This is a genomic window from Opitutus sp. (assembly GCA_024998815.1).
Lineage (GTDB): Bacteria > Verrucomicrobiota > Verrucomicrobiia > Opitutales > Opitutaceae > Rariglobus.
In genome coordinates this window covers 1,031,536-1,051,437 of sequence record JACEUQ010000001.1, presented here as the reverse complement: position 1 = coordinate 1,051,437, position 19,902 = coordinate 1,031,536, and the positions used below count along the sequence as shown (strand labels likewise).

The 19,902-nt window shown below is 61.1% G+C and carries 14 protein-coding genes; 3 read left to right on the top strand and 11 right to left on the bottom strand.

The window, feature by feature from the left end:
- The first annotated feature begins 89 nt into the window (after window positions 1–89).
- Window positions 90–941, top strand: a complete 852-nt coding sequence (locus H2170_04545; GenBank protein ID MCS6299356.1) for an IS630 family transposase — start codon at window positions 90–92, stop codon at window positions 939–941.
- Between the two features lie 275 nt (window positions 942–1,216).
- On the opposite strand, the gene H2170_04540 is transcribed toward H2170_04545, so the two are convergent.
- The 11 genes from H2170_04540 to glnD all read right to left on the bottom strand — a co-directional run bounded on the left by H2170_04540 (window position 1,217) and on the right by glnD (window position 16,129).
- A complete protein-coding gene (locus H2170_04540) occupies window positions 1,217–1,606 on the bottom strand; it encodes a phage holin family protein (GenBank protein ID MCS6299355.1) in 390 nt (129 codons plus the stop codon).
- 20 nt (window positions 1,607–1,626) lie between these two features.
- Window positions 1,627–1,944, bottom strand: a complete 318-nt coding sequence (locus H2170_04535) for a DUF883 family protein (protein MCS6299354.1) — start codon at window positions 1,942–1,944, stop codon at window positions 1,627–1,629.
- 561 nt (window positions 1,945–2,505) lie between these two features.
- Window positions 2,506–4,659, bottom strand: a complete 2,154-nt coding sequence (locus tag H2170_04530; GenBank protein ID MCS6299353.1) for a hypothetical protein — start codon at window positions 4,657–4,659, stop codon at window positions 2,506–2,508.
- Between the two features lie 41 nt (window positions 4,660–4,700).
- Window positions 4,701–6,263 carry a citramalate synthase gene (locus H2170_04525; GenBank protein MCS6299352.1) on the bottom strand — a complete coding sequence of 521 codons (1,563 nt, stop codon included), beginning with the start codon at window positions 6,261–6,263 and terminating at the stop codon, window positions 4,701–4,703.
- A 482-nt stretch (window positions 6,264–6,745) separates the two neighbouring features.
- On the bottom strand, window positions 6,746–8,107 hold the full coding sequence (locus H2170_04520) for a threonine synthase (protein ID MCS6299351.1): 1,362 nt from the start codon (window positions 8,105–8,107) through the stop codon (window positions 6,746–6,748).
- 127 nt (window positions 8,108–8,234) lie between these two features.
- Window positions 8,235–8,669 (bottom strand): four helix bundle protein, encoded by a 435-nt coding sequence (locus tag H2170_04515; GenBank protein ID MCS6299350.1) that lies wholly within the window; start codon window positions 8,667–8,669, stop codon window positions 8,235–8,237.
- 20 nt (window positions 8,670–8,689) lie between these two features.
- Window positions 8,690–9,907 (bottom strand): aspartate kinase, encoded by a 1,218-nt coding sequence (locus tag H2170_04510; GenBank protein ID MCS6299349.1) that lies wholly within the window; start codon window positions 9,905–9,907, stop codon window positions 8,690–8,692.
- A 32-nt stretch (window positions 9,908–9,939) separates the two neighbouring features.
- Complete coding sequence (locus tag H2170_04505) at window positions 9,940–11,244, bottom strand: homoserine dehydrogenase (protein ID MCS6299348.1); 1,305 nt, start codon at window positions 11,242–11,244, stop codon at window positions 9,940–9,942.
- A 112-nt stretch (window positions 11,245–11,356) separates the two neighbouring features.
- Complete coding sequence (locus tag H2170_04500; protein MCS6299347.1) at window positions 11,357–11,539, bottom strand: hypothetical protein; 183 nt, start codon at window positions 11,537–11,539, stop codon at window positions 11,357–11,359.
- A gap of 6 nt (window positions 11,540–11,545) precedes the next feature.
- A complete protein-coding gene (locus H2170_04495; protein MCS6299346.1) occupies window positions 11,546–13,252 on the bottom strand; it encodes a GAF domain-containing protein in 1,707 nt (568 codons plus the stop codon).
- 42 nt (window positions 13,253–13,294) lie between these two features.
- Window positions 13,295–16,129: a [protein-PII] uridylyltransferase gene (glnD, locus tag H2170_04490; protein ID MCS6299345.1), complete on the bottom strand. Its 2,835-nt coding sequence runs from the start codon at window positions 16,127–16,129 to the stop codon at window positions 13,295–13,297.
- A gap of 564 nt (window positions 16,130–16,693) precedes the next feature.
- Here glnD and H2170_04485 point away from each other — a divergent pair.
- Window positions 16,694–19,033 carry a CRISPR-associated endonuclease Cas3'' gene (locus H2170_04485; protein MCS6299344.1) on the top strand — a complete coding sequence of 780 codons (2,340 nt, stop codon included), beginning with the start codon at window positions 16,694–16,696 and terminating at the stop codon, window positions 19,031–19,033.
- Entirely contained in the window at window positions 19,030–19,902 is an 873-nt protein-coding gene (cas5c, locus tag H2170_04480; GenBank protein ID MCS6299343.1) for a type I-C CRISPR-associated protein Cas5, read from the top strand. Before H2170_04485 ends, cas5c begins: the two co-directional genes overlap by 4 nt.

Below are 19,902 nucleotides of genomic sequence, written 5' to 3'. Positions count from 1 at the left end.
AAGAAGATCCACCGAAGAAGAAGTGCATTCCTAACCGCCAGAAATAGACGCTTTCCCGCTCGCCGCTCACACGCTTTGTGCTGCTTGGCATGAAGGGGCTGGATGATGCGGCACGGCCGGGCGCGAAGCGCACCTACGGTGAGGACTTTCGAGATCGGGTGCTGGCTTTATTGGAAGGGCCACCCCCTCCGGGGCAGGCGCGCTGGGATGGTCCAGCGGTGGCCCGTGTGCTCGGCGGCTCGGTGCACGCGGTCTGGCGAGTGCTGCGCAAGGAGGGCATTTGCCTGCAGCGCCAGCGCTCGTGGTGCGTGAGCACTGACAAGCAGTTCGCAGCCAAGGCAGCCGATATCGTCGGGCTCTACCTGAGCCCACCGGAAAAGGCATTGGTGATAAGTGTGGATGAAAAGCCTGGCATCCAAGCCCTAGAGCGCGCCACCGGTTACGTGGAGACCGACAATGGTAAAATCGTCCAGGGACTCAAAAGCACCTACAAGCGCCACGGTACACTCAACTTGTTCGCTGCCCTTGATGTGGCCACGGGCTTGATCAAGACGCAGAAAACCACCCTTAAGCGCCGGGAGGAGTTCCTGCTGTTCATGGACCAAGTGGTGGCGGATCACCCGCCCGAGAGAGAACTCCACGTGATTTTGGATAATTATTGCACCCACAAAAAGTGCGACGCTTGGCTCGCTCGGCACCCCAATGTCCACTTCCACTTTACCCCAACCTCGGCGAGTTGGCTCAATCAAGTTGAAATCTGGTTCGGCATACTAACAAGGAAGGCGCTACGGGGCGCGAACTTCAGAAGCGTCGCCGAACTTAGTCAGGCCATTGACGCTTTCGTCGCCGCCTACCTGCCCAATGCCAAGCCGTTCAAGTGGCGCAAGCGCGAGGTCAAGGGAAGCCAACTCAGAAATACTATCATTAATCTACGCAATTAAGCACTAGCCTGCTAGACGTCGCACGACCGATAGTAGCGCGGGCCCCCAGTGCAGCAACGTGCGCAGGCTCTTGATACGCGGGGCGATCGCTTGGTGGGCAAGCAGACCGAGTGGAATAGCGCTTGCCCATGCAAAGGGCGCGAGGCTGCGCCATAACGCCATCAACTCGTCTAGCCATCGCAAGGGCTGGGTGACCCGCGTTACAGCTTCGGCGCAGCTCGCACGTTGACTGCGGATACGGGTTCGAAGCGCACATTTGCGCGCTGCCAGTCGGGCTAATTCGGGTTGTGGATACATGCGCGGTCTGACTCCAGCTCTTCAAGTGTACCTGCGAAGGATTTGGGGTGGCGGGAAATATGGTGCCGCAGTCGGAGGATAGCCGCCCCTAGGCTCAGGCTATAAAAAAGGGTCAAGCTGCCCAGGACCGTCAAGGGGCCGGACTGCCAGAAGTAATACGCCAAGGTCAAACTGGCGAAAATGGCGGCTAAAATCCCCGTGAAAATGACCGCACTGATCCAGACGAAGATCTGGATCAGGCGGTATTTTTCCTCTTGGAGCTCTAGGGCAAGCAGACGAATCCGGTCCTGTATGCTTTCAAAAATGCCGTCACCGAGCAGGCGTAAGCTGCTCATAAAACCAGAGGAGGGCGGGGGAGCAGAGTCCATGGTGACGGCCGGGGTGCAGGCTAGTCTTTACGGCGGCCGAACAAAAAGCCTACCAGCAGGCCGACGCCAGCAGAGATCGCGATCGATTGGTAGGGGTTAGCTCGGATGGTCTCGTCGGTGAATTTGGCACCGGCGATGGTGCGTTGTTTGGCGGTGGAATAAAGCTCGCCGAGGCGGGCCTGAGCGGCGTCCAAGCGGCTGCGCAGTGCGGCCATGGTTTCGCCGGTGTGGGTGGAGTTGGACTCGGAGAGGACTTTTTCGGCCTCGGTGACGAGCGTGTGCAGGTCATCGAGCAGGTCCTTGGGCGACTGGGCGTGGGGTTCAGTGAGCGTTCTCATGGTGGGGGTGTTTTTGGGGGCTGGGGTTGCGGACGGTACTGTCGTTTATTCCCCGGGTGAGGGGAAGCGGGGTTGGACCAAGGTGCGCCTCCGATCGTGACGGGAGCGCGGCGGTTGGCGTGGCAAGGTAATCGGCTGCGGGCCGCGGCTGCGGCGGGTCAGGGGCGTCACGCGAATCGGTGGATTTAAGGTCTTTAGGGGTTTCATCGGGTGATGGGCCCAAGATACGCCACCACCGGCTTTACCGTTATGGGGTTTTTGCCTACTTCGTGCCGGGGGTGGCGCGGGTGCCGGGAACACGTCCGTCTCCGCTCAGAACGGACCAGCTGGAGTTCGAATTGAGGTTTGACTGGTTACTGGCCAACGAAGGCGGTGCGGCCTCTTCGGTGTTTGCCTCTGCGTCGGCGCGCCGGCTCGCTGCCACACATTTTTAAGGCGCAATATACTCCATCAGTAGCAGTTTTGATTTTTTTAGGTGCTCTTAGCCATTGCCGCCGGGACAGTTCACTCTGACGCAAAAGGAGCAGAGGCGACCCACAGTGGAGTGGGCTCACGGGTTCGTTACTTTATCTCGGATAAAATACGGCGTGCAGGAGCATGCGTCGTATCGATGGCCAAGGCTCGAAGTGCGGCGTTGCGGGCCTCGTCACGACGACCTGCTTGCAAATGCAGGGTGGCAGTAGCGTAGGGGTAATCGGCCGAACGTGGGTTGCGGTATTCGGCTGTGGTCAGGGCGTTGAGTGCGCCGCTGGGGTCGCCTTTTTGCGCGAGTAATAGCCCGAGATTATACCACGCTCGGTCATAGGATGGATCTCGTTTCACCGTGTTGCGCAGCCAGAGTTCGGCTTCGACGCGCATACCGGCTTCGGAGTAGGCGAGGGCGGCGTTGTAAGCGGGTTGTGCCTGCGTGGGGTCGCGTTGGGCGGCTTCGGCGAAGCGTACGGCTGCTTCCGCGGGGCGACCGCGGTTTATCTGGATTTGCCCCAAATACTCGGGGAATTGGGGGGACTGCGTTTCCCAGGCGGTCGCCTTTTCAATTACGTTAACCGCTTGGTCGAGTTGCCCACGGTTGGCGTGGTCCAGACCAAGGCGGAGTAAGCCGCCGGGTTGGTCGCGGGTCAGATTGAGGTAGGCGTCGAGCTCACGGCGCGAAGCGGAGTCGGCGGGGAGTTCGTCGGTGAGCGCGAGGGCGGAGTCGAGCCGCACGACGCGCACCGGGTCTTGGAGGAGCGGGCGAATGAGCGGCTTGGCGTCGGCGAGCGGGCGGAGGGCGCGCACGGCGGCGGCACGTTCGACGGGAGCGTTGGCCCCTAGTGCGCGCACGGCTGCGGCGCGCACTTCAGGTTGTTGGGCGACGGGGGCGAGCAGGTCGAGGTAGGTCGCTCGCCAAGCCGGGATGTCGTCTTCGGAGAGCAGTTTAAGCAGGGCGGCGGTCGACAGCGGCTGTTCGGCTTGGGCGGCGGACACGGCGCGGGCGCGGGCGCGTTGGCGCGAGTCGAGTTTATTGCCATACCATGCATCGGCCTTGGCGATCACCCAGTCGATGCCTTCTTTTTCATGACATTTGCTGCAGGCGTTGGGAATGCCGAGCTCCTTGGTGGGAAGCGGGTCAGGCTTGAGCCAGCCGTGGTCGTGACGGGGCGAGCGCTGCATGTAGTTGGTCGTCGGCATGTGGCAGGCGATACAGGCGTTGCCGGTGCTGCCGATGGCGTGGTGGGAGTGGGCGACCGGGTCTATGGGGGTGGCGCGGGCTCCGCCGGGCATGACGCGGCCGGGCGCGTCGTGGCACTGCATGCACAGGGCGTTGTTTTGCGCAGGCAGGATCGTTTTGGTGGTGTGCGGGTCGTGGCAGTCCAGGCAGGTCACACCGGCGTGGCCCATGCGGCTGAGGGAAACCGAGGTCCAGTTAAAGTCCTCATCCCGTTGTTGGCCGTCGGGGTAAAAGGTGGCGGCGACGGTGGGAAGGGTAAGGCGGTAATGGTCGTCGTAATTATCCCCCGGTTTGAAAGAGTCGGTGAGCGCTTCGTTGCGCGCGTGGCAGGGGACGCACGTATGCATCATCCGGGTACGGTCGCCCTTAAACGGGTCGAGCGGGGTGGACTTACCGGGGGCGCTTTGGCCGTGGCCTGCCGCTGGTTTGCCATGGCACTGGATACAGCCGATGCCCTGCTCAATCCAAGTGGAGTGAAAGCTGTCCGTGGCGACGTCGTAGTTGGGTTTATAGCCGGTCATGTGGCACTGGGCGCACATGCTATTCCAGTTCATGCCACGGCCGGTCCAGTGGCCCCATTCGCCAGGCTGGCGGTTCTCTTGGCCGAAGACATTGAACCACTCGCCTGTCGCCGTTTCGTAGGCGAGCTCGTGGGATTGCCAGCGTCCGCCGGGTGCAGGGATAAGCGGCTGCCAGATCGGTTTGTGGCCGAGGATCATCAGCGCGACAGCTTTATCGTGGTCGGGAAGGCCGCCGGGGAAAGAGGCGAGGGCGGCTTTGTGTTCGGGACGCGGTAGACGGTTGGCGAGCGCGTGGTCGGAGTCTTTCCACGCCTCAAATTGCTCGGCATGGCATTGGGCGCAGGAGGTCGAATTTAACGCGGTGCCTTTATGCGTAACCCCAGGGTCTGCTGGTGCCGTGGGTTTGCAGGCGCTCAGTCCCATGAGTAGCCCGCCAAAAGAAAGCAGCCCAAGTACAAAACGGTAAATCGAAGGAGTTTTCATTTAGCTAGGCGAGTTCCGGCGTTCGTCAACGCGTGTCCCGTTCAACCCTGTAGCAACTGGTAATTCACCGCGTCGATGAGCGCTTGCCAGGAGGCGTCGATCACGTTGTCGCTCACCCCAACCGTACCCCAGATGCTTTTACCGTCGCCGCTTTCGATAAAAACGCGGGTGCGGGCGTTGGCCCCCGCACGGCTGTCGAGGATGCGCACCTTGTAGTCGCGTAGCTCCAGAACTTTGATTTTCGGGAAAACGCCCTCAAGTGCGAGGCGCAGGGCTTTGTCGAGCGCGCCGACCGGGCCGGAGCATTCGGCGACCGTGTGCAACGACAGCCCGTTGAGTTTTAACTTCACCGTGGCTTCGGAAACCGATTCGTTGCCCCGACGCTCGACGCTCACGCGGTAGCCCTCGACCTCGAAAAATGCCTGCGCCTGGCCCATCGCCCGGGCGATGAGCAATTTGAGCGAGGCGTCGGCCGCCTCGAACTCGTAGCCGCGGAACTCGAGGTCCTTGAGCTCGTCGATGAGGGTCTTCATCGCCGGGGATTTCTCGTCGAGGTCGAGGCCGAGCTCCTTCGCTTTCATGGCGATGCTGGAGCGGCCGGCCATGTCGGACACCAGCACCCGGGTGCGGTTACCCACCAACGCCGGGTCGATGTGTTCGTAGGAGGATTTCACCTTCTGCGCCGCGTTGGCGTGCAGGCCGCCTTTGTGCGCGAAGGCCGAGGCACCGATGTAGGGCGACTTGGTGTCGGGCTTGAGGTTGGCCAGCTCGTCAAAATACAGCGACAACTCGCGCAGCTGATCCAAGTTGGCGGCGCAGCGGGCGGTGCGGCCCATCTTAAGAAACAGACTCGGCAGCACGGTGAACAAATTAGCGTTACCGGTGCGTTCGCCGTAGCCGTTGGCGGTGCCTTGCACGAGCGTAGCGCCAGCGCCGATACCGGCCAACGTGAGTGCCGCGCCCAGACCGCTGTCGTTGTGGCAATGCACGCCGACTTTATCTCCGCCGAACTCGCTCACCACCCGGCCGACGATGGTCTTAAAATCATCCACCATCGTGCCGCCGTTGGTGTCGCACAACGAGAGGTTACTCGCCCCGCCGCGGATCGCCGCTGCCAGGGTCTGCATCGCGTAGTCGGGATTGGCGCGGTAACCGTCGAAAAAGTGTTCAGCGTCGTAAATCACCTCGCGGCCCTGGGCGGTGAGGTAGCGGGCGGAGTCCTCGATCATCGCGAGGTTTTCCTCAAGGGTTGTGCGGATGATTTCGGTGACGTGCAGGGTCCAGGTTTTGCCGACGATGGTCATGACCGGCATGCCACTATCGAGCAGGGTTTTGAGCTGGGCGTCCTCGGAGGCCTTGATGCCCGCGCGCCGGGTGGAGCCGAAGGCGGCCAAGCGTGCGTGTTTGAGTTTAAGCGAACGGACTTCCTGAAAATAGGTGATGTCGCGGGGATTGGAGCCGGGGAAACCGCCCTCGATGTAGTCCACGCCGAACTGGTCGAGTTTCTCCGTAATCAGCAGTTTGTCGGTGACCGAGAAGCTGATGCCTTCGCCCTGCGTGCCATCGCGCAAGGTGGTGTCGTAGATTTTAACGGCGGAACTCATGAGAAAGGACGAAGCTTGCGGCTCAGCCCTTCGCTGGCAAGCGGGGTTTGCCTGTCGTTCGTTACCCCGGAGGTCGTCGCAGCGGGTGAGTGCGAACCCCGTGCATCGTCTCGGGCGAATCGGCCATTGAACGGCTGAAAAGTCGCGCAGACTGCCAGTCTTCTCCTAGAGTTTGGCGAGCGACTTCCAGTCTGCTCCGGCAGTCGTTTTCGAGCTATGCAGACTGAAGGATGGTCATGCGTGCATCCCTGTAGCGTAACGCCCACCTGCTTTTGCAATACGTCGAGCCACCGCCGCTTCACTTACCGTTGTCCAAAAACTGCGATGCCTTCGCCTTGGCCCCCGTATTTAACTTTCCCGTGTCGGTTCGTCAGGCCAAGTGTCACCTATTAGGTGACACTTAGGTTGAGGCGCCTCTTGGGTTTTTTGCCGATTGCCAGGCTCAGGGCGCGGACGGTTGTGATTGCGCGGTCTGCCTAAGTTTACACCGCGTGGGCGTCGATAAAGGCGCGGATCGAGACCGCGTCGGCTTTGAGTAAATGTTTCTTCAACGGGCGTTGTTTTAACGTCTCCAAGCTCGGGTCTTTCGGTTCTACCCCGATCGCGGAAATAATCGTGTCGGGGAACTTAGCCGGGCTGGCCGTCGCTAGGATCAGGCTGGGACGATCTTTCGCCAAGTCGGCGAAACCGCAGGCGGTGTGCGGATCAACCACGTAACCGTAGCGCTGATAAACCGACTGGATGATCCCGGGGATCTGCGCGTCGGTGCAGCGCGAGGCGCTAAACGTGTCGCGGTCGAAGGCTTGGAATTTATACCCGCCCGTCGTCTTAAACGTCTCCATGACCTCGCGGACCTTGGCGGCGTCACGGCCCAGACTCAGGTAGAGGAAACGCTCAAAGTTGCTCGAAACCTGAATATCCATCGAAGGTGCGAGGCTGGGGGCCACCGATGAAACGCGGTAATCGCCGGTGGTGAACAGGCGGTAGAGGATGTCGTTCTGGTTGGTGGCGACCTTGAAACTGTGGATCGGCACGCCCATTTTCTGGAGCATCCAGCCGGCAAGTACGTTACCAAAATTGCCCGTGGGGACCACGAACTCAGTTTCGGCACGCGTCGCTGCGGGCAGACGCAGATACGCGTAGAGATAATAAACGCACTGCGCCAACACGCGCGCTAGGTTAATCGAGTTTACCGCCGAGAGCCGGTGGCGCATGCGGAAATCTTGGTCGGCAAAGATCTCCTTGAGCGAGGCCTGGGCGTCGTCAAACGAGCCATCGACGGCGATGGCGTACACGTTGTCCGCACCGGTGCAGGCCATCTGGCGCTCTTGGAGCGGCGAGGTGCGGCCGTCGGGATAAAGGATGAAAATCGCGGTGCCGGGTTTGCCCAGCAGTCCGTGAATCGCCGCCGAGCCGGTGTCGCCGGAGGTGGCGCCAAGCACGTTGATCGTCTGCCCGCGCACGGCGCATTGGTGGCCGTAAAGGTTGCCCAGCAGCTGGAGGGCGAAGTCTTTGAACGCGAGGGTGGGGCCGTGGAAAAGCTCCAGCACCGAGGTGCGTTCGTCGAGGCGGACGATGGGCGCGATGTCGGGGTGCGAGAACGTGGTGTAACTTTGCGCGATGAGCGTGCGCAGGGTCGCCGGCTCGATGTCGGTGGCGAAGTGTTTTAGAAACTCAAAGCACAGCTCGGCGTAGGGCAGCGGCTCGAAGCGCGCTAGGTCGGCGGCGGTGAACTGGGGCAGCGTCTCGGGCAGGTAGAGCCCGCCGTCGGGCGCTAGGCCTGTGGCAACGGCGTCGGAGAAGCTGAGGGGCGGAGTCTGTCCGCGGGTGCTTGTGAAGAGCATAGGTGAAGAAGTCAGAGGTCAGCTATCGGAGGTCAGCGGTCAGAGGTCAGAGGTCGGAGGTCAGCTATCAGAGGTCGGAGGTCAGGAGTCGGAGGTCTGACGTCTGACCGCTGACGTCTGACATCTCTCATCTGACATCTCTCCTACTCCCCGTAACGGGTTTGGTGATAAAGGACTCTGGGCGAGCGATCATCGAGCCTAACATCCGTCCGACCTCATCGAGTAGGGAGCGTAAGTGGGTGAGTTCGTTGACGGTGATGTAGCCGTGCGCTTGCGCATTGATGAGCCAGTGCTCGGTTTCGTGAGCTTCGGCGTCAGAGTCTGTGAGCTTGGCGACAAACGCAGCCTCGTAGCGGCGTTTGCCCCAGGCTTCAGCTAGGTTCGCCCCAATTGAGCGGGTTGAACGCCTGACTTGATCCGTTAATGCGTAGCGCTCTTCTATCGGCCAGGTTTTGGATAGCATGAAAACTCCTAGGCTCAGCTCGTGGGCCTTACGCCAAACGACAAGATCAGTAAAATGCCGGATCGCGGCTGGTTTGGACTGATTTCTGTCGTCTGGCATCTGACTGCTGAGTACTGCCTTTACAGCTTCTCCAGCTCGAAGGCGGCGTGGGCGACGCGGGCGGCCTCGTCGGCTTTGTCGCGGTCGATCACCACCGAGATTTTGATTTCCGAGGTGCTGATCAGCTCGATGTTGATCGAAGCGTCGGCCAGCGCCTGGAACAGCGTGGCGGCCACGCCGGAGTGGGTCTTCATGCCCACGCCAACAACGGAGAGCTTGGCAATGTTTTCGTGGATCGCGACTTGGCCGCCACCGATGGCGTCGAGCACGGGCTCCAAGGTCTTGATGGCCTTCTGGCTGTCGGTGAGCGGAACGGTGAAGGTGAGGTTGGCGATGCCGTTGCGGCCCACGTTCTGCACGATCATGTCGACGATGATGCTGGCGTCGGCCAAGGCGCGGAAGACCTTCGCGGCGGAGCCGGGCTTGTCGAGGATGTTAGAGACGATGATCTTGGCCTGGTCTTTGTCGACGGCGACACCGCGCACGACGACCTTTTCCATGTAAGCGATTTCCTGTTTCACGATGGTTCCTGGGTTGTAGTTAAAGGAGGAGCGGACTTCGAAAACGACGCCGTACTTGGCGGCAAATTCGACTGAGCGGGACTGCATGACTTTCGAGCCGGACGAGGCCAACTCCAGCATCTCGTCATAGGAGATTTCCTGGAGTTTTTTGGCGTCTTTAACCACGCGCGGGTCAGCGGTGTAAACGCCGTCAACGTCAGTATAGATCTCGCATTTGTCGGCCTGAAGCGCGGCAGCCAAGGCGATGGCGGTGAGGTCGGAACCGCCGCGGCCGAGCGTGGTGGTTTGGCCTTCGCCGTTGATGCCCTGAAAACCGGCGACGATCACGACCTTGCCCGCCTTGAGGTCGTCGGCGATGGGCTTGGCGTTGATCGTGGTGATTTTGGCCTTGGTGTGAACCGTGTCGGTTAAAATGCCGGCTTGTGCGCCGGTGTAGGAGACCGCCGGAACACCGACGCCGTGCAGCGCCATGGCGGTCAGGGCGATGGTCTCCTGCTCGCCGATGGAGAGCAGTTGGTCCATCTCGCGCTCGCTCGGGTTGGCGCACACGGCTTTGGCGCGGGCAATGAGCTCGTTGGTTACGCCGGCACGCGCCGAGACGACGATGACGAGCTCGTTACCCTCTTCGCGGATCGCCTTGATGCGCTCGGCGACTTTACGGATGCGTTCGACGTCACCAACTGAGGTGCCGCCATATTTTTGGACAATTCTAGCCATGGATTTTGGAAAGAGGTGGGTTGAAAAAAAGATCAGGCGGCGAAGTCGGCGATGCGCAGGAGTACAGGCTCGCTGACTACGCAGGACAATTTCTTGAGGCGGGCAACCGTGGCGCGGATCGCCTTTTCGTTGGACTGATGAGTCGTGAGGATGAGCGAGGCGGCTCCGGCGGTTTCGCTTGGGCGCTGGAGAACGCTAGCGATGCTCACGTCGAGCGTGGCCGTGGCGCTGGCGATCTTGGCGAGTACACCGGGCTCATCTTTGACTTCAAGGCGCAGGTAGTAACTGCCGGTGATGCTTTGCAGCGGCGTGAGGGTGGCATGGGTCTCGACAGGAGCGGGTAGTTGCCCGTTGCCCCGCTTGAGGAGAATCACGGCGTCAACGATGTCGCTGATCACCGCGCTGGCAGTCGGGTCCTGGCCGGCGCCTCGGCCGATGTAAACGGTCTCGCCCACGACGTCGCCGGTGACGGAGATGCCGTTGTAAACCTCGTTGACGTTGGCCAACACCTTGGTGCGCGGGATGAGCGTCGGGTGAACGCGCACAAACACCTCGCCGGTGTCGGCCTCGCAGGAGATGATCGCCAGCAGCTTGATCGCGAAACCGTTTTCGCGGGCGTAGGCGAGGTCGGTCTGGGTGATGTGGGTGATGCCCTCGACGAGCATTTTTTCGGTGGGCACCCAAATGCCGTGAGCAAGGAAGGCGAGGATGGAGGCCTTGTGGGCGGTGTCCCAGCCCTCGACGTCGAGGGATTCGTCGGCCTCGGCGTAACCGAGCGCCTTGGCCTCGGCGAGGATTTGGGGATACGGCAATCCCTCGCGCTCCATGCGGGTGAGAATGTAGTTACAGGTGCCGTTGAGGATGCCGTAGATGAGCTTGAAACGGTTGGCGACCAAGCCCTCGCGCAGGGCTTTGATGATGGGAATGCCACCGGCGACCGATGCCTCGAACAGGAAGTGGCCGCCATGTTTGCGGGCGGCGGCGAAGAGCTCGGGACCGTGTTTGCAGAGCAGGGCTTTGTTGGCGGAGACGACCGTCTTGCCTGACTTCAGGGCGGCCAAGGTGATCTCGCGGGCCAAGGTGGTGCCGCCAATGAGCTCGCACACGATGTGGATCGCCGGATCGGTGGCGATGGACAGCGGATCGAGGGTGAGCTTGGTCGCGGCGACGCGCACGGTGCGCTTTTTCTTGAGATCGCGGACCGAGGCGCGGGCGAGATTGAGCGTAACGCCGAGACGGGATTCGAGGGCGGCGCGGTTGGCTTCGATGTGTTTCCACACGCCTTGACCGACGGTACCGAGGCCGCAGATGCCGATGTTAATGGAGGGGACGCTCATGGGAATTGGACATCTAAGGAGGGGTTTGGCGTGCTCGTCAATTGAAGCGTTACGCGACTTTTAATGCGCTTTATCGAGCCGGCGATTCGCGGCGGATTTTAGTCGAAGTGGTTCAGCGCGGCGGGAGCTGGCGCACGGCTACGGCAAGCACGCAGGCAGAGATCACGTTAACCACGCAAACGATTAGGCGGACCTGCAGGGGTAAGCGGGCCAGGCACAGCACCAGGACTCCGGCGATTAATAGGCCGATGGCGGCGGTGATCAGGACGGGGCGGTTTTCGGAAAAGGATGCCATGAGAGCTTAAGTAACGAGTGGGAGTGAGAGCCGCAGGGTGGTGCCAGTCGGGCCGGATTCGAGCAAGGTAATGTCGCCGTAGTGGGAAAGCATAATCCGTTTGGCGATGGCCAAGCCCAGCCCCGTGCCGTCTGTGCGGCCCGAGAGAAACGAGTCGAAAATGTGCGCCCTTAATTCCTCGGGTATACCGCGTCCGGTGTCGGTGATATCGATGAGCGCAAACTCGGTTTCACTGCGTGTTTCAGTCGTGCAGCGAATGGTGATCTTGCCCCCATCGTGCATCGCCTGAGTAGAATTGATGAGCAGGTTGAGCAGCACCTGCTGGATCTGGCCTTTGTGGACTTCGACGACCAAGGGACGTGGCGGTGGCTCGAAGCGGAGCTGGATCTTGCTCTGTGCGAGTTTGAGGCGGATGAGCACGATGGTGTCGCCGACCATATCGGTCAGGGCCCAGCGCGAGTGGAGGCTGGAGGGGGCCTTGGCGAAATTGAGCACCCGCGAGACGATGGCTTCGAGCTGGTCGAGTTTTTCGCTGATAACTCTAACATCGGTGCGGCGGGGGTCGTTGGCGGGAAAATCCAGGTCGAGGTAGCCGAAGAGCAGTTTAATGACCGTGAGGGGGTTGCGGATTTCGTGGGCGATCTCGGCGGCGAGCAGGCCGAGGGTGGTGAGCTGCTCATTTTTGCGCAGCGACTCCTCGCTTTGGAAAACACGGGAGTAGAGGCGTGAGTTTTGCAGCGCCACGGCACCGAGGGAGGCGAGGGCGGCGAGCAGGCGCTTTTCGTCGTTGTTGAAGCGGTGGATGTGGTCGGTGAACACGGCGAGTACGCCGATGACCTCGTTTTCGTAAATAACGGGAGCGGCGAGCAGCGAGCGCAGCGTGGGGTCCGCCGGCATATCGACCACGTCGCGAAACTCGGGGGATTGGATGTTGAGGAATTCGATCTGGCGGCGGGTGTGCAGGGCGGCGGACAGCAGGCAGGAGGCGACGGGCAGCTCGGGAGCGGGCAGGGGGGGGGCTGCGGTGGTGGTTAACGAGATCAGGCTGAGGGTGTCGCGGGGCGCATTATACAGGTAAAAGGCGCAGGCGCAGGTGTTGGTGATAATGCGGGCGTCACGGGTGATCGTATCAAAAAGCTCCTGCTGCTCTAATTTACCCACCAACGATTGGCCTATGGTGATGAGGGATTCGAGCTGGCGGGCCTTGCCCTTAAGGTGGCGCAATTGCCAGAGCCGCTGCATGACCGCCGTGGCTTCTTCGCTGATGCGAATAAGCAGAGCGAGGTCGACTTCGTCGAAGCCGCCCAAGCGGTCGCTGTCCACGTTAATCACCCCGAGAATTTGCCCGCCGATTTCGACCATGGGCGCGGCCATTTCACTGCGCACCTCTTTGCGAATGGAGACGTAGCGCGGATCGGCGGCCACGTTGGTCACGAGTTGGGGGCGGCCATGAAAGGCGACCCAGCCGGTGATGCCTTGTCCTAAGCGAAGCGTAATCTCGTCGGCATCGCTACACAGGCCTTGTTGGACGTCGATTTCGAGTTTCCCGGTGTCGGGGTTGAGCAGGGAAATCGAGCCGGAGAAGGCGTGCAGGGTTTCGATGGTGACCGTGAGAATGGCATTGAGCGCCTCACGCGGATCATCGATTCGTCCGGCTAGGCTACTGATGCGATAAAGGGCGCGATCGGCGCGCGGATCGGTGACGGCGTCCATGGTTGGGGAGTGAGTATCCCGCCGAAAAGGCGACGGGCAAACTCAGAACGTAATGGCTGCCGGAGTATGACCAGAGGCGCCGGGTTCGACGGGCTCGGCTGGGGCTATGATCGCGGCGAGGGCGTCGCGCAGGCCATGCAGGCGAGCGGTGTCGGAGGGCGCGTCGGCTTCGGCTGGGGTGTTGTCGATGTAGAAGGTGTCAATGGCGATGCCACGTTCCGTGCCGATGCGCGCGAAGGTGATATCGTAGCCATGATCGCTGATGGTTTTGGCCAGACGGAAAAGCAGGCCGATCTGGTCGCGGGCTTGGACTTCGACGATGGTGCGCTGCATCGAAAGCTCGTGGTAAACCTCCACGGTGGGAGGGAACGAGCCGTGGTGGAGATCGCCTTTAGTGACAGCAATATACCGCGGAGCAGGCAGCTTGCGGGCCTGCGCAACGATGTCGGGATAGAGGTCCTTGTTGCTGACCAATGCCTCTTCAACGGTGCGCGCAAAAATTTCCTGAGCCTTGGCGTTCTGGACGATGCCGCGGTTGGGTTCGACCACGTAAAACGTGTCGATGGCGATGTGGTCGGCGCGCGAAATCACCTTGGCGCCGAGAATCGAGAGTCCGGCCACGCTGAAGGCACCGGCCAATTTGTAGAACAGCCCGGCGCGGTCCCAGGTGACGATATTGACCACGGTGAGGGAGCGGTTGAGGTCGTCCTTCCACTCGATGACGGGGCGCAAGCTGGCCATCGAGTTGGCCTCGTTGATGGATTTCAACAGGCGGTTAACCATGCGCAGGTGTAGGGTGATCTCAGCCTCGTCGGTGTGGATGAAATACCGCTCGGGCAGCAGGTTAAAGTGCGCTGAGATCTCGTCCTCGCTGAGGTCGCCCAGTTTTTGCGAAACTAGTTTTTGGAAGGTCATTTGCAGGCGTTCCGAGTTGCGCGTGACCAGTGTGGGGCCGTGGACCAGGTGATCGAGGGTGGCGGCATAGAGGCTGGTGTGGAGCGCGTCTTTGTAGCCGTTCCAGAGTCCTTCGGCAGTGCCGCGGGCGTCGCAAAACGTGTGCACGTAGAGTTGACGGAGCTTGTCGGTGTCGGGAACCAGTTCGGCAAATGCGGCGGCGGTATTGGGGTCATCTACATCCCGCTTCTGCCAAAAGCGTGCCATGATGAGATGATTTTTAATGACGAAGGTGACTAATTCGCTGCTTTCAGGGCTGACGCCGAGGCGTTTCAGGATCGGCAGGGCAATCACGACGCCGCTTTCCGCGTGGCCTTGGATGCCCCGGGCCTTGCCAATGTCGTGCAGCAGCAAGATCAGATAAAGCAGCGTGGGCTCGCCGGTTTCATGCAGCGCGGCGCGGTACTTGAGCGTGATCGGCTCGGCCTCGGTGAAAATGCGGTCCAGCTCGCGGATGGCGTTGAGCGTGTGAATGTCCGCCGTGTACCGGTGATAATATTCATGCTGCACCAAGCAGGTCAGCCCGTCGAATTCGGGGATGAAGCGCCCCAGCACCCCCAACTCGTGCATGAGCGCGAGCGTCGGATAAACGTTACCCGACTCGCCGAGGATCGCCTTGAAACTGATGTTCGCATCGGCCAACTCCGAGACCTTGCGCGTGATCAGCGGGAGCGATTCGCGTATCAAGGCCTGCAGTGCCGGGTCCATTTGCGCGTCGAGACTTTGGCAGTGGCGGAAAACGCGGATCATGCGTGCGCGGTCGTCGCGAAACACATTGGGGGTTTCCGCACTCAGTTCTTGGTTACGCAGGACGAAGCCGTCGAGGTGCTTGGCGCGCTCATAGCGGCGCGAGCGCACCAAGTCGCGGAAGGATTGGAACCGGCTGGGTTTTTCAACCGTGAGGGCAAGACGGCTCTCCACGGTGCGCGAAATGCGGTAAATGGTCTGCGCGGCGCGGTAATAATCGCGCATGAACTGCTCGACCCGTCCGAGCATGTTGCTGTTGGTGTAACCCAGCCCGAGGGCAATGCGTGGTTGCGCTTCTAGGTCGAGCACGTCGGTGGGGCGTTTTTTCTGCAGGTGCAGCTCGTTGCGGACGCGGTGCAAGAACTCGTAGGCGCGGCGGAAATCCCGCAGCTCATTTTGCCTCAAATACTGCTGATCGGCCAACTCCTTGAGTTCGCTGATGCCCAGTTTCACCCGCGCCATCCAGATCACGTTCTGGTAGTCGCGCATGCCGCCGACGCCGTTTTTGATGTCGGGTTCCTGGAGGAAAACCGAGTCGCCATGTTTAGCCCGACGGCTGCGCTGGTCTTCCAGCCGGGAACCGATGTAGCCCTTGGGGTCTTCGATCGTGTAATAGGCCCGGTAGCTTTGCACAAAGCCCTCGAACAGCGTGGTCGAGCCCGCCACCAGCCTGGCTTCGAGCAGGGCGGTTTTGTTTTGGATGTCCTTGCGGGCTTCGATGAAGACCTCGTCGATGGTCCGCGTGGAATGCCCCACCTTAAGACCGCAATCCCAGAGGATGTACAAAATGTCGTTGGTGAGGTGCGCCTGAAGCGGTTTGATGACCGCCTCCTTCACCTTGGACGGAAACAGGAACATGATGTCGATGTCGCTGTGCGGGCTCAATTCGCTGCGCCCGTAGCCGCCGATGGCGAGCAGCGAAACGGGTGCGGGCAATTTGCCGTTAAGCCGCTCGTAGGAGGCGATGGCGTAGTCGAATAAATGCGACAGCATCACGTCGATCATGGCACTGCGGGCGCTGGCCACAGGCAGGCCTGATTCGCCGGCGTCGTGGCGCATCCGGATCATGGCGCTTTCGAGGCGCAAGAAAGTCTTGCAGGCCGAAAGCCGCGTGGGGGTAGGGACTTCGCCGACGAAGTTAAGGCGCTCACGCGCGTGTTTATGTATGCGGCCCATCTCGGTTTATTGAGCCGATCCTCAGTGGTGAGCGGTGGGCTTGGCAAGCCGCGCGTGGGTGGAAGCCTGCGGCTTTTATGTGGCGAATGACAAGGGGATGAATCCGCACGGGGTTTGACGGCCTCGTCTTGATTAGAAGTTTAAAGGGGCCACGGTGTGCGCAGTCGCCCGAGACGAAAAAGGCGGCCGGGTTGCAACCCGACCGCCTCATCAAGCAAACCTTCACGGGCTTACTCGGTGTCTCTGTTAGACTATGCCGCCTTTGCAGGTGTCGTGGTCGATACGTCCGGGCGACTTGCTTTCAACGGCCGCACTCGGAGAGAGAGGCGATGCACCTGTGCAGTGGCGCGCGCCGCCTATGAAGATAGGTCGGCGACACGAGCATCGGCAACATGCCTACTCGTAATGACGTTCAAGTAACAGCGATGAGTCGGTTGTTCATGTTTAAATATGTATTCCGTACTTGGTTTACACAAGAGACTGCGACTAACTCAAAAAAAACGCGCATGACGAGGGTGCACCCCCGTAGATGTCCAACCCCCTCCACTAAAGTCGGTATCTCGTATGAGTTCTCCTGTATCGCATCCTTGGTCCGCCGCATCCCAGCGCTACTACGCGCACACGGCGGAGGATGCGCTGGGGAAGCGGTTGCCGGAAAGCTCGGGTAAATGGCAGCCCTTGGCCGACCACCTGCGCAACGTCGCCGAACTGGCGGCCACCTTCGCCGCCCCGTTTGGGGCCAGCGACGAGGCCCGCCTCGCGGGTCTGTTGCATGATTTGGGGAAATATCGCGCAGAGTTTCAGTCCTACTTATGCGGTGAACGCTCCAGCAGCGCGGAAACACAGCATGCCATCTTCGGTGCTGCTTGGGCTGCCGCCGAACAGAATCAAATTCCCTGCACAGCACTGGCTATCGCGGGCCACCACGCGGGGCTACACAACCAGTGTGATATCGAGGGCCTGTGCTGCAAACGAGGTCTGGCTATTCCCGAGACGATACCCGCCCTCATCACCCGTATCGAAAAAGAACTCGGCCCGCTGCCCGTCCTGCCTGCACCACCACCCTGGGTGCTGGCGGCACTCGCCAAGGGTGATGCGATGGCGGCCGAGTTTTACGCCCGCCTGCTTTTCTCCTGTATTGTGGATGCTGACCGACTCGATAGCGCGTATTGGCCGGCTCTGCCGCCCGCCGATGCACCGCTGGAAGCTGCCGTTCTAATGGCTGCTGTGCAGGCCGAGCGCACCCGAAAGGGCTCGGAAAACCCGCACAGTCCACTTGCCCCCACCCGTAATCGCATTTTCGAGACCGCTATCGACCGTGCTGTTCTCCCCACGGGCTTTTTCTCACTCACCGTGCCTACCGGCGGCGGGAAAACTCTGGCGTCGATGGCCTTCGCCCTCGCCCATGCACGCCAGCACGGGCTGCGGCGCATCATCGTCGTCATTCCTTATCTCTCCATCATTGAGCAAAATGCGGCTGAATACCGGCGCATCTTCGGCGCTGACGTCGTTCTGGAAAACCACTCCGGCGTGACCCCTGCCGACGACGCCAGCGAGGAAGAGCGCTCCCGTCTCGAACTCGTTGCGGAAAACTGGGATGCCCCGGTTATCGTCACCACCTCAGTTCAGTTCATCGAATCGCTCTTTGCCGCCAGCCCAACGCGTTGCCGCAAACTTCACCGTATCCCGCGCTCGGTGGTCATCTTTGACGAAGTGCAAACGCTGCCCGCCCACCTGCTCGCGCCGACCTTTAATGTCCTGCGTGAGCTGGCCACGAACTACGGAACCAGCTTCGTTTTTTGCTCGGCCACCCAGCCCGCCTTTCGCCGCTGTGCCTCGCTACCGGACGGGTTTCTGCCGACTGAATTGCGTGAAATCGCCCCCGACCCTGACGAGCTTTTCACTCAACTGCGCCGGGTTACCTACCGGCTCCCCGCTCCCGGAGAAACCGTGGACTGGCCCGCGCTCGCCGCCCGTCTCTCCTCTACTCCACAGGTGCTCTGTGTCGTCAACCTCACCCGCCATGCCCGCGAGCTCTGGGAGCAACTCAGCTTGCGCCTGCGTGAACTCCACGGTTTTGACCAGCAGCCCGAGGAAGCGCCGATTCATCTTTCCTCATCGATGTGCGCCCAGCAGCGGCTCGCGCTGATCGACCGCATTCGCGAGCGCCTGCGCAGCGGCCAACCTTGCCGGGTCGTTTCCACCCAGCTCATCGAAGCGGGCGTCGATGTGGACTTCCCTGAAGTCTGGCGTGCGCTTGGGCCGTTGGATTCGATCGTGCAAGTTGCCGGTCGTTGCAACCGCGAGGGCCGTCGTCCGACCGGCAACGTTCATGTTTTTTGCCCCGCCGACCACAAACAGCCTCCCGGCGTCTATCGCGCCGCCTCCGATCAAGCGGCGCTCACCTTGGCTGCTTTGGGTGACACGGCCACCGCCGCCGAGCGACTCGCTACCTCCGGCGACATTTTCCCCGGTTATTTTCAGTCGCTCTATCAGGTGGTGAACACCGACCACGCCAAGCCCGGTGAAGCGACCATCCAGGAGGACCGCAGTTACCTGCGCTACCGTGATGTCGCCCGCAAAGCCCACGTCATCGAGGACTCCGGCACCCCGGTTATTGTCGCCGGTGACCTTCGCGGCGGCGAGTGGGCGGCTCCACTCATTGAGGAGATCCGCACGCGCATCCTTGCCCCCGGCCAACGACGGTTCGAGCGCGATGACCTGCGTCGGCTCCAGCGCTTTATGGTCAACGTGCGCCACCACAAATTTCAGTTGCTCCTTTCCCGTCAACTCGTCCGCCCCCTTTTGCCCAACCTCGAACTCTACGTCCTCGACACCGCCTGTTACCATCCGGCGCTCGGCCTGCTCTTGGACAATCTCCCTCCCGACGATTTTACCGTATGAACACTGCCAATCTGATCACCCTCCGCATTTGGGGGGATTTCGCCTGCTTCACCCGCCCCGAGATGAAGGTGGAGCGCGTCAGCTACCCCGTGCTGACGCCTTCGGCCGCACGCGGCATTCTCGAAGCCGTCTTCTGGGAGCCGCAGATGTATTACCTGATCGACTCGATCCGCGTGGTGAAACGTGGCCGATGGATTTCCATTCGTCGCAACGAAGTCACCCGCGTGATCAGCTTGGACAGCGCAAAGACCTGGATGCACTCGCCGGATAAAGTCTCGCCCATTCACGCCGGCGGTGGCGCCGAGGATGGCACCCAGCGCAACATGCTCGCCCTGCAAGACGTCGAATACCTCATCACCGCCGAGGTGCGACTCACCCCCCTGGCCCAGCCCCCGCGCGACAACTTGGCCAAATACCTCCGCGAAATCGAAGGACGCGCCCGCGCAGGTAAATGCTTCCATCGCCCCGGTCTCGGCATGCGGGAGTTCGCCGCCGACTTCGACTGGGAGCCGGACGCCGACGCTGCACTCGCTCGCCGCACCGCCGAACTCGGGCCATCTGCCGCCCCGATTAACGAGCCCCTCGGCCTCATGCTCTACGACCTCTTCGATCACCGGGCCCGTGCCGCTGGTTTTCGCTGGTTGACGCCCGACGAAGAGGCCCGCCAAGCGAGCGACTTCGATCAAACCCTGCTTGAACTGAAAAAAGGCGAGCAGACCAAGCGCCGCAAAGAGTTCGGCGCTAACCGGCAGCGCTCCACCGCAGCGGTGATCAAACCCCATCCGCTTTTCTTCCAGGCCAACCTCAAAAACTCCCGCCTCGACTGCCACCCCGACCGCGTCCTCGGTCCCATCCAAGGAGGCAACTGA

Bases quoted from the DNA above. Each gene is read 5' to 3' on its own strand.
- H2170_04545 (MCS6299356.1), top strand. From the start codon at position 90: ATGAAGGGGCTGGATGATGCGGCACGGCCGGGCGCGAAGCGCACCTAC.
- H2170_04540 (MCS6299355.1), bottom strand. From the start codon at position 1,606: ATGGACTCTGCTCCCCCGCCCTCCTCTGGTTTTATGAGCAGCTTACGC.
- H2170_04535 (MCS6299354.1), bottom strand. From the start codon at position 1,944: ATGAGAACGCTCACTGAACCCCACGCCCAGTCGCCCAAGGACCTGCTC.
- H2170_04530 (MCS6299353.1), bottom strand. From the start codon at position 4,659: ATGAAAACTCCTTCGATTTACCGTTTTGTACTTGGGCTGCTTTCTTTT.
- H2170_04525 (MCS6299352.1), bottom strand. From the start codon at position 6,263: ATGAGTTCCGCCGTTAAAATCTACGACACCACCTTGCGCGATGGCACG.
- H2170_04520 (MCS6299351.1), bottom strand. From the start codon at position 8,107: ATGCTCTTCACAAGCACCCGCGGACAGACTCCGCCCCTCAGCTTCTCC.
- H2170_04515 (MCS6299350.1), bottom strand. From the start codon at position 8,669: ATGCCAGACGACAGAAATCAGTCCAAACCAGCCGCGATCCGGCATTTT.
- H2170_04510 (MCS6299349.1), bottom strand. From the start codon at position 9,907: ATGGCTAGAATTGTCCAAAAATATGGCGGCACCTCAGTTGGTGACGTC.
- H2170_04505 (MCS6299348.1), bottom strand. From the start codon at position 11,244: ATGAGCGTCCCCTCCATTAACATCGGCATCTGCGGCCTCGGTACCGTC.
- H2170_04500 (MCS6299347.1), bottom strand. From the start codon at position 11,539: ATGGCATCCTTTTCCGAAAACCGCCCCGTCCTGATCACCGCCGCCATC.
- H2170_04495 (MCS6299346.1), bottom strand. From the start codon at position 13,252: ATGGACGCCGTCACCGATCCGCGCGCCGATCGCGCCCTTTATCGCATC.
- glnD (MCS6299345.1), bottom strand. From the start codon at position 16,129: ATGGGCCGCATACATAAACACGCGCGTGAGCGCCTTAACTTCGTCGGC.
- H2170_04485 (MCS6299344.1), top strand. From the start codon at position 16,694: ATGAGTTCTCCTGTATCGCATCCTTGGTCCGCCGCATCCCAGCGCTAC.
- cas5c (MCS6299343.1), top strand. From the start codon at position 19,030: ATGAACACTGCCAATCTGATCACCCTCCGCATTTGGGGGGATTTCGCC.